Below are 3,694 nucleotides of genomic sequence, written 5' to 3'. Positions count from 1 at the left end.
TTCATAGTGTTTCGGTGGTCATAGCGTTAGGGAAACGCCCGGTTACATTCCGAACCCGGAAGCTAAGCCTTACAGCGCCGATGGTACTGCAGGGGGGACCCTGTGGGAGAGTAGGACGCCGCCGAACAATCATTTCGGGAAACCCCGCACCTCACGGTGCGGGGTTTTCTGCGTTTAGGGTCTTTGTATGCGCTACGAACTGGTTGTCTTCGACAATGACGGTGTCCTCGTCGACAGTGAGCCGATCTCCAACCGGCTGCTGGCCGCCTATCTGACCGAACTGGGGCACCCGACGTCGTACGACGAGTCGTTGCGGGACTACATGGGGGCCGCGATGCACCGGGTGCACGACACCGTGCTGGAGCGGTCCGGCCGGCGGCTTCCGGAGGACTTCGACGACGTCTTCCACGGACGCGTGTTCGCGGCCTTCGAGGAGGGCCTGGAGGCCGTTCCCGGGGTCGTCGGGGTGCTGGAGAAGCTTGCCGCGGACGACGTGCCGTACTGCGTGGCCTCTTCCGGGAGCCATCAGCGGATCCGGGTGGGGCATCGGAAGACCGGGCTGGACCGGTGGTTCGACGACGCGCGGATCTTCAGCTCCGAGGACGTGGGCCGGGGGAAGCCGGCGCCCGATCTCTTCCTGCACGCGGCCGAGCGGATGGGCGTCGCGCCGGAGCGGTGCGTGGTGGTCGAGGACAGCGCGCTCGGTGTGCGGGCGGCCGTCGCGGCCGGGATGGACGTGTACGGGTACACCGGGATGACGCCCGCCGCCAAGCTCGCCGGGGCCACTCGACTCTTCGGCGACATGGGGGAGTTGGCTGACCTGCTCGTATGACCCGAGGCAGCGGGACCGCGCTGACATTTGTCATGCGTAGCTCCGGACGGTTGTTTCTACTGCGGGACCGGGTCCGGCCGCGAAGCTGTGTGCATGACGACGAACACGGGCACGGGCAACCAGCGGCAGGGCAAGCGTCGTACCTTCGTCTCCGTCCTCCTGGACGTGGGGGTACCGGTCGGGTCGTACTACCTCCTGAAGGGCGCGTTCGGGATGAGCTCCGTCGCCGCGCTCGGCTGGAGCAGCGTCGTGCCGGTGCTGCGGACCGGGTGGGGTCTGCGCAGGCACCGGGAGGTGAACGGGCTGCCCGTGCTGATCCTGCTGGCGAACCTCGCCGGGCTGCTGCTCAGCTTCGGCACGGGGGACGCCCGGCTGCTGCTGGTGAAGGACAGTGCCGTCACCAGCGTGGTGGGGATCGTGCTGCTGGCGTCCGTGCTGACGCGGCGGCCGATGATGACGGCCAACCTCAAGCCGTGGCTGATCAAGGGCGACGACCGGCGGGAGGCCGCCTGGGAGCGGCTGCGGCGGGAGTCGCCGGCGTTCCGGAGGGCGGAGCTGGCGTTCACCACGGTGTGGGGTGCGGCGTTCGTCGTGGAGTGCGCGGTGCGGGTCGTGGGGGCCTACACGGTGCCGGTCGACACGATGGTCTGGCTGGGGACGGTCGTCATGGTCGCCACGATGGTGCTCGCGTTCGTGGTGAGCGGTGCTCTGGGCGCGGCGCCGATGGCGCACATGGTCGGGGCCGCCGTCGCCGCTGACTGCGGTGGTCCCGTCGCCGGCCCCGTCTCCTCGCCCGTCTCCTCTTCCGTCTCCGTCGGGCTGCTCGGCGAAGTTGAGAAGAATTCATCTTTGGCGGGATCTACCCACCGGTAAGCCGGGGCCCTACGCTCGCCGCCATGACAGATGTGCTGCGGCGCGGCAGGGCCTCTTTGGCGTTCGGCTTCTTCGCGCAGGGTGTGGCCTTCGCGCTGCTGGTGACGCGCATTCCCGCCATCCAGGACCGGTACGGCATCTCCGACGCGCTGCTGCCGGTCTTCCTGGCCGCCGTGCCGATCCTCGCCGGCGTCGGGAGCGTGGTGACCGAGCGGCTGGTGCGGCGGGTACGGCCCAGCCGGATGCTGCGCTGGTCCCAGCCCGTGGTGCTGCTGGCGCTGCTGGGCGCCGGCGCGGGGGACGGGATCGCGGCGGTGGCCGCGGCGCTGGCGGTGTTCGGGCTGGCGGTGGGGGCGCTGGACGCCTCGATGAACATGCTCGGGGTGAGCCTCCAGCGGGCGTACGGGCGCAGCATCATGCTCGGGTTCCACGCGGCGTACAGCCTGGGCGGGATCCTGGGGGCCTCGCTGGCGTGGGTGGGGGCGCACTGGGAGCTGGAGCTGTGGGTGTCGTACCTCCCGGCGGTGGCGGTGCTGCTGCCGGCCGCGCTGGTGGGGAGCCTGTGGTACGTCGACGGGGAGCGGGCGGACGCGGGAGCGGCGGCGTCGCCGGCGGGCGGGGGCGGTGGTGCCGGTGTCGGGTTCAAGGTGCTGCTGCCGCTGTGTCTGGTGATGACGTTCGCGTACATCGGGGACTCGACGGTCTCCAACTGGAGCGCGAAGTACCTCCAGGACGTGCTGGGGAGTTCCGAGCAGCTGGCGACCGTTCCGTACAACGTGTACATGGTGACGACGCTGGTGGGGCGGGCCGTCGGGGACTTCGGGGTGCGGCGGCTGGGGGCCGCGGCGGTGGTGCGGGGCGGTGCGGTGGTCGCGGCCGGCGGGTTCGCGGTGGTGGCCGTGGCACCGGGGGCGTGGATCGGGATGCTCGGGTTCACGCTGCTGGGGTTGGGACTGTGCGTGCTGGTGCCGCAGACGTTCGCGGCGGCGGGACGCCTGTTCCCCGGGGCGTCCGATGTGGCGGTGGCGCGGCTCAACGTCTTCAACTACGTCGGTTTCCTGGTCGGTTCGCCGCTGGTGGGGGCGCTCGGGGACGCCTGGAGCTACCGCGGGGCGATGCTCGTGCCGATGGTGTTGGTGCTGGTGACACTGGTGTACGCCAGGTCGTTCGAGGCTCAACCGGACCGATACGGTGGCGGGCATGAGCGGCCGCGCACAGCTGATGTGGGACGAGGCAGTAACGGGCTATGACTTCGGTCCGGACCATCCGATGGATCCGGTCCGGCTCGCGCTGACGCGAGGGCTGGTCGGTGCCCTCGGGCTCGACCGGGAGGTGGAGGTCGTCGCGGCGAAGGCGGCCGGGGAGTCGACGCTGCGGCTGGTCCACCGGGAGGACTACATCGACGCGGTGAAGGCGGCGTCGGCGGATCCGGGCGCGGCGGACGGGTCGTACGGGCTCGGGACGATCGACGATCCGGCGTTCGCGGGGATGCATGAGGTGTCCGCGCTGATCGCCGGGCAGTCGGTGGGCGCGGCGGAGGCGGTGTGGCGGGGGGACGCGCTGCACGCGGTGAACTTCGCGGGCGGGCTGCACCATGCGATGCCGGGGGCGGCGTCGGGGTTCTGCGTCTACAACGACGCGGCGCTGGCGATCGCGCGGCTGCTGGAGCTGGGGGCGGAGCGGGTCGCGTACGTGGACGTGGACGTGCATCACGGGGACGGGGTGCAGGCGGCGTTCTGGGAGGACCCGCGGGTGCTGACGATCTCGCTGCACGAGCATCCGCGGTCGCTGTTCCCGCAGACGGGGTGGCCGGAGGAGACGGGGGCCGACTGTGCGGAGGGGTCGGCGGTGAACGTGGCGCTGCCGGCGGGGACGGGGGACGCCGGGTGGGTGCGGGCGTTCCACGCGGTGGTGCCGGAGCTGATCGCGGACTTCCGGCCGCAGGTGCTGGTGACGCAGCACGGGGCGGATACGCACTTCGAGGATCCG

Annotated in this window: 4 protein-coding genes and 1 rRNA gene; all 5 read left to right on the top strand. The window is 71.0% G+C overall.

The window, feature by feature from the left end:
* The first annotated feature begins 10 nt into the window (after positions 1 to 10).
* Positions 11 to 127: ribosomal RNA gene (gene rrf / locus GTW67_RS15915) — 5S ribosomal RNA — on the top strand.
* A 60-nt stretch (positions 128 to 187) separates the two neighbouring features.
* The gene (locus tag GTW67_RS15910; RefSeq protein ID WP_161165482.1) at positions 188 to 832 is read left to right on the top strand and encodes an HAD family hydrolase; all 645 of its coding nucleotides are present in this window, start codon (positions 188 to 190) and stop codon (positions 830 to 832) included.
* A 93-nt stretch (positions 833 to 925) separates the two neighbouring features.
* The gene (locus GTW67_RS15905) at positions 926 to 1,705 is read left to right on the top strand and encodes a VC0807 family protein (RefSeq protein WP_161165481.1); all 780 of its coding nucleotides are present in this window, start codon (positions 926 to 928) and stop codon (positions 1,703 to 1,705) included.
* A 23-nt stretch (positions 1,706 to 1,728) separates the two neighbouring features.
* Positions 1,729 to 2,955, top strand: a complete 1,227-nt coding sequence (locus tag GTW67_RS15900; protein ID WP_161165480.1) for an MFS transporter — start codon at positions 1,729 to 1,731, stop codon at positions 2,953 to 2,955.
* The coding region (locus GTW67_RS15895; protein WP_161165479.1) for an acetoin utilization protein AcuC at positions 2,906 to 3,694 on the top strand (789 nt) is incomplete at its 3' end. The genes GTW67_RS15900 and GTW67_RS15895, both read left to right, overlap by 50 nt.

It is taken from the genome of Streptomyces sp. SID5910 (genome assembly GCF_009862125.1).
In the GTDB taxonomy this organism is placed as follows: domain Bacteria; phylum Actinomycetota; class Actinomycetes; order Streptomycetales; family Streptomycetaceae; genus Streptomyces.
This window is presented reverse-complemented; position numbering and strand designations above follow the sequence as displayed.